The sequence below is a fragment of the Streptomyces sp. NPDC059900 genome (assembly GCF_050270335.1).
Taxonomy (GTDB): Bacteria; Actinomycetota; Actinomycetes; order Streptomycetales; family Streptomycetaceae; genus Streptomyces.
Genome location: NZ_JBNNJZ010000555.1, coordinates 1 through 5,249 on the forward strand (window position 1 = coordinate 1; position 5,249 = coordinate 5,249).

Here is a 5,249-nt window from a genome sequence, read left to right on the forward strand (position 1 = left end):
CACCGACACCTATCTGTCGCTGGTCCTGCCGAGCGCCCTGAACGTCTTCAACATCCTCGTGCTGCGGGCGTTCTTCATGGGTACGGCACAGGAGCTGATCGAGAGCGCCCGCATCGACGGCGCCGGGGACCTGCGCATCCTGTGGCGCATCGTGATGCCGCTCTCCCGCGCGGTCATCGCGGTCATCACCCTCTTCTACGCGGTGGGCTACTGGAGCGCGTGGTTCAACGCGTCGATCTATCTCAGCGACCCGGACATGATGCCGCTGCAGAACGTCATGCAGCAGCTGGTCATCAAGCAGCAGAAGCCGACGGGCCTGTCCCAGGCCATCAACACCGGGCATCTGTCGCCGCTCGCCATCCAGATGGCCGTGATGGTCCTGGCGCTCCTGCCGGTGGCCGTCCTCTCGCCGTTCGTGCAGCGGCATTTCAAGCAGGGCATGCTCACCGGCGCAGTGAAGGGCTGACCCCCACGATGCCTTCCCTCGACGACACCACCCGCGGCCGGATCCTGTTCGGCGGCGACTACAACCCCGAGCAGTGGCCCGAGGAGGTCTGGCGCGAGGACGTACGCCTGATGCGCGAGGCATCGGTCAACACGGTCACGCTCGGCGTCTTCTCCTGGGCCCGGCTCGAACCCCGGCCCGGAGAGCGGGACTTCGGCTGGCTTGACCGCCTGATGGACCTGCTGCACGCGAACGGCATCGGCGTCGTGCTCGCGACGCCGACCTCCGCTCCCCCGCCGTGGCTGGGCCGCCTGCACCCCGAGACGCTGCCCCGCGACGAGAACGGGCAGGTCGAGTGGTGGGGCTCGCGCCAGCACTTCGCGCACTCCAGCGCCGTCTACCGCCGTTACGCCGCCGAGATCACCGAGGATCTGGCGGCCCGGTACGCGCACCACCCCGCGCTCACGATGTGGCACATCAACAACGAGTACTGCACCTACGACTGGGGCGAGGAGGCGGCGGTCGCGTTCCGCCGCTGGCTCATGGCGAAGTACACCTCGCTCGACGCGCTCAACACGGCCTGGGGCACCGCCTTCTGGGGCCAGAGCTACGACGGCTGGGCGGAGATCCTGCCGCCGCGGCGCGCCCACTACCTGAAGAACCCCGGGCAGGTCCTGGACTTCAAGCGCTTCACGTCAGACGCCCTGCTCGAATGCTTCCGCGCCGAGCGTGACATCGTCACCGCGCACACCCCGCACCTGCCGGTCACCACCAACTTCATGCCGCTGTGGTCGGGGCAGGACGCGTGGTCGTGGGCCGCGCAGGAAGACGTCGTCTCCGTCGACATCTACCCCGACCCGCGCGATCCGCTCGGCGCGCAACAGGGCGCCCTGGTCCAGGACATGACGCGCTCCCAGGCGGGCGGCGGCCCCTGGATGCTGATGGAGCAGGCGGCGGGCCCCGTCAACTGGCGCGGGGTGAACCACCCCAAGCCGCGCGGCCTGAACCGCCTGTGGACCTGGCAGGCAGTGGCCCGCGGCGCGGACGCCGTCTGCTACTTCCAGTGGCGGCAGTCCCGCCAGGGCGCGGAGAAGTTCCACTCCGGGATGGTCAGCCACGCCGGCGAGCACGGCCGCACCTTCCAGGAGATCAAGGAGCTGGGCGCCGAACTCGCCGCGGTGGGACCCGAGGTGGCGGGCACCCGCGTCATGGCCGTTGTGGCCGTCCTGCACGACTGGAACTCCTGGTGGGCGAGCCAGCAGGACGGCAGGCCCTCGTCGCTCGTCGACCACGCGGACGTACTGAGCGCCTGGCACCGCGCGCTGTGGGAGGCGAACACCCCCGTCGACTTCGCCCACCCCGAGCACGACCTGACCGCGTACCGCCTGGTCGTCGTCCCGCACCTGTATCTCCTCACCGACACCGCGATCGACAACCTCGTGGCGTACGTGCGCGGCGGCGGCACTCTCGTCTGCGGCTTCCTCACCGGTGTCGCCGACGCGGACGACCGGGTGCGGCCCGGCGGCATGGACGCCCGCCTGCGCGCCCTGTTCGGCATCCGCACCGTGCACGAGTGGTGGCCGCTGGAGGCCGAAGAGCGCGTGGACTGCGGGGAGTTCACCGGCACCCTCTGGTCGGAGGAGCTGCTCGCGGACACCGGAGACGCCGTGACCGTCGCCGCGTACCGAGGCGGCGAACTCGACGGCCTCCCGGCGGTCCTGCGCCGCGACCGCGCCTGGTACCTGTCCACACTTCCCGAGCCCGCGGCCCTGCGCGACCTGCTGGTGCGCCTGGCCGCCGAAGCAGGCGTACGGCCTTCGCTCGCAGGCCTCCCCCGCGCGGTGGAGGCCGTACGCCGCGGCGATCTCCTGTTCCTCCTGCACCACGGCGAACAGCGGGTGACCGTGCCCGTGCCGGGCCGGCACCTCGATCTGCTGACCGGCAGGAAGGCCGAGGACGCGATCTCCCTCGGCCGCCACGGCGTGGCCGTCCTGCGCCGCGCCGACGACGACCGCAGGCCCGCCCCGGGCCCGCGGCACTCCTCGCCCCACCCTGGAGACCCCACATGACACGACACATGCACCGACACCCCCGCCGCACCCTCACCCGCCTGCTGCTCGCCCCCGCCCTGGCGGCAGGCGCGGTGATCGGGCTCGCGTCAGCCCCCGCGCAGGCCGCCGTCTGGAGCACCTGCGACCAATGGGGCAACACGAGCCTGAACGGCTACACCCTCTACAACAACATCTGGGGCTCGGGCGCGGGCAGCCAGTGCATATCGGCGGACTCCGGCACCAAGTGGAGCGTGCGCGCCGACCACCCCAACACCAGCGGGATCAAGTCGTACCCGAACTCCAAGAAGGTCATCGGCAAGCCGGTCGACGCGCTGTCCTCGCTGAAGAGCTCGTACAACGTCAAGGTCCCCTCGGCCGGTGACTACAACTCCTCGTACGACATCTGGGACACCGACTACGACTACGAGATCATGCTCTGGGTCAACTACAACGGGAACGTCGGCCCCCTCGGCACCGCCCAGGGCACCGTCAGTCTCGGCGGTCACACCTGGGCGGTCTACAAGGGCAGCAACGGAGCCAACGAGGTCTTCTCGTTCCTGCGCACCTCCGACTCCTCGTCCGGCACCGTCGACATCCTCCCCGTCCTGAAGTGGATCAAGAACACCAAGGGCTGGATGGGCAACGAGACCATCGGCGACGTGCAGTTCGGCTACGAGATCAGCGGCTCGGCCGGCGGTCTGGACTTCACCACCAATTCCCTGACCGTCTCGGGCGGCTAACCGGGCAGCTTGTCGCCGACCAGGGCGAGGTTCTGGATGGCGGCGAGGCCGAAGAGCGCGGTCTCGTTGGTGTTGATCCGCAGATTCTCGTAGCCGGGCTCCAGGACGGCAGGGCCTTCCACGTCGGTCTTCGCCCATCTCATGGACTTGGTGTAGCCGTCGCTGTCGTGGAACTTCTGCCAGGCGCGCGCCGCGAGCTTCTCGTCATCCGAGCGGGCGGCCGCGTACGCGTCCTGGCGGGAGTGCCCCTGGAAGAGCAGCAGGCTGCCGAAGTCCGTGCCGTAACGCTCCTTCTGCTCGGCCTTGGTGGCGTTGAAGTAGCGGCAGTAGTCCAGCCACGCCTTCTCGAACTCCGGCTCGTCCACCAGGCCGATCAGCTCGGCGCACATCTCGACCAGGCCGAACATCGCGGAGAGGTGCGAGACGCTCACGACGGGCTCGGCGGCCACCGCGAACTTCCCGGTGTCGAGGTCGTAGAGCCCGCTGCCCTGGACGAAGCCGTTGGGCTGGGCGCCGATGGTCTCCATGGTGGAGCGCAGACGCGCCTCGGCCTTCGCCGCCTTGGGGCCGCCGCGCTCCCATTCGGTGAGCCAGGCCGCCGCGAGGCCGCTCCAGTCGGTGCCGAAGCCGATGGACAGGGCGTTGCGGTCGGGTTCGTAGGGTTCGGTGCGGATCTTGCGCAGGGGGTCGAGGACGAGGAACGTCTCGTCGGAGTCCACCAGGGCGTGCATCAGGTCGCCGACGCGTTCGTCGGCGGTGAGGAAGTAGTAGGGGCGGCGGTAGACGGCCGTCGAGATGCGCTGCTGCTTGGCGCTGTCCGCGAAGTGCTGCACGCCGTGCCGGGTGCCCAGGCCCGCCCACTTGCCGAGGTGGTAGGAGTCGACCTCGCCGGTGTGGCGGGTCATGGCCTCGGCGAAGCGGAAGATGTCGGCGCGGCCCGAGCGCAGGTAGGCGTACCAGAGCCAGAGGTCGGGCGAGAGTTCGGAGTTGTCCCAGGCGTAGCCGCCCACGTCGTAGCGCCACTGGTGCCGGTCCTCGTCGTAGGTGTGCATGATGTCGCCGTAGTCCCAGAAGCCGTACCAGCGGCGCTGTTCGGCCTGGTCCTTGTAGTAGGCGAAGAGGAAGTCGAGGTGGTCCTCGATCGTGGCCTTCGCGGGCGTGGAGCGGTCGACGGGCGAGAAGAGACCGCCGAAGACACCCGCCTTCGTCACATGCTCGGGAGCCGCCGCAAGCTGGGGCGGGGTACGGACGGCGGCTGCCTGGTCGACGAGGGCCGTCGCGGAGGGGGTGGCCGCGTTCGCCCAGAACATCAGCTCGCTGGTGCGGGCGATGCCGTACGGGGTGCCGAAGCCGGGTTCGTAGTCCTCGTAGGTGATGTTGAGGCCCTCGATCTGCTCGGGGTAGGTGTCCTGCCCCATGCCGTCGTGGTACGTGCGCAGGTCCATCGGCCGGGCCTCGGGCGACCAGAGCCAGAGCGTGACCTCGGCCGTGTCACCGGCGGCGCCCCGGATGTCGAGCTGGGCGGGGTGCTTCTCCCAGAAGTCGCGCAGGCCGAAGGAGAAGCCGCCGCCGGCCCCGCCGACGTACCCGAATCCGGTGGCCCGGCCGCCGCCTCCCGCCGTGATCCAGGTGTGCCCCGGCTTGGTGCGCTTGCGCAGGGTGTAGCCGTCCGCGGAGAGCTGGGAGAGGGTGTAGTCACCCCAGGTGGGGATGTACTGGAGGCGGGTGGTGACCCGCTGGTCCCAGGTCGCCGGGTCCGGCAGCTTCTCGCCCTTGACCTGGGCGGTACGGATCGCGGCGCCGGGGTCGCGGCGCAGGCCCGTGATGCCCTTGACCGCTTCGGTCAAAAAGCCCCTGCCCTCGCCCGCGATACGGATGTGCCGGTCGAACGCGGCGTCCCGCATCGGCACGTCGAAGCGGACGCCGAGGCCGCGGATGAAGTCCTTCGCCGCGTCGCCGTCGTAGGTGATGGTGTGCACCATGCGGAAGGAGTCGGCGCCCGCGTAGAAGTAC

The 5,249-nt window shown here is 69.8% G+C and carries 4 protein-coding genes; 3 read left to right on the forward strand and 1 reads right to left on the reverse strand.

Annotated elements, in window-relative coordinates:
• The 3 genes from ACQKIP_RS38865 to ACQKIP_RS38875 all read left to right on the forward strand — a co-directional run.
• Nucleotides 1–466, forward strand: a 466-nt coding sequence (locus ACQKIP_RS38865; RefSeq protein WP_427745229.1) for a carbohydrate ABC transporter permease, incomplete at its 5' end; no start/stop codon positions are given.
• 8 nt (nucleotides 467–474) lie between these two features.
• Nucleotides 475–2,514, forward strand: coding sequence for a beta-galactosidase (locus tag ACQKIP_RS38870; RefSeq protein WP_365859725.1), 2,040 nt, complete (start codon nucleotides 475–477; stop codon nucleotides 2,512–2,514).
• 8 nt (nucleotides 2,515–2,522) lie between these two features.
• Nucleotides 2,523–3,236: a glycoside hydrolase family 12 protein gene (locus tag ACQKIP_RS38875; RefSeq protein ID WP_427745230.1), complete on the forward strand. Its 714-nt coding sequence runs from the start codon at nucleotides 2,523–2,525 to the stop codon at nucleotides 3,234–3,236.
• Here the strand turns inward: ACQKIP_RS38875 and ACQKIP_RS38880 are convergent.
• Nucleotides 3,233–5,249: Tat pathway signal sequence domain protein (locus ACQKIP_RS38880; RefSeq protein ID WP_427745231.1), on the reverse strand; the 2,017-nt coding region annotated here is incomplete at its 5' end. The genes ACQKIP_RS38875 and ACQKIP_RS38880 overlap by 4 nt on opposite strands.

What these genes read in the sequence shown, in the direction of transcription:
- ACQKIP_RS38870 (WP_365859725.1), top strand. Translation starts at nt 475, where the DNA reads ATGCCTTCCCTCGACGACACCACCCGCGGCCGGATCCTGTTCGGCGGC.
- ACQKIP_RS38875 (WP_427745230.1), top strand. Translation starts at nt 2,523, where the DNA reads ATGCACCGACACCCCCGCCGCACCCTCACCCGCCTGCTGCTCGCCCCC.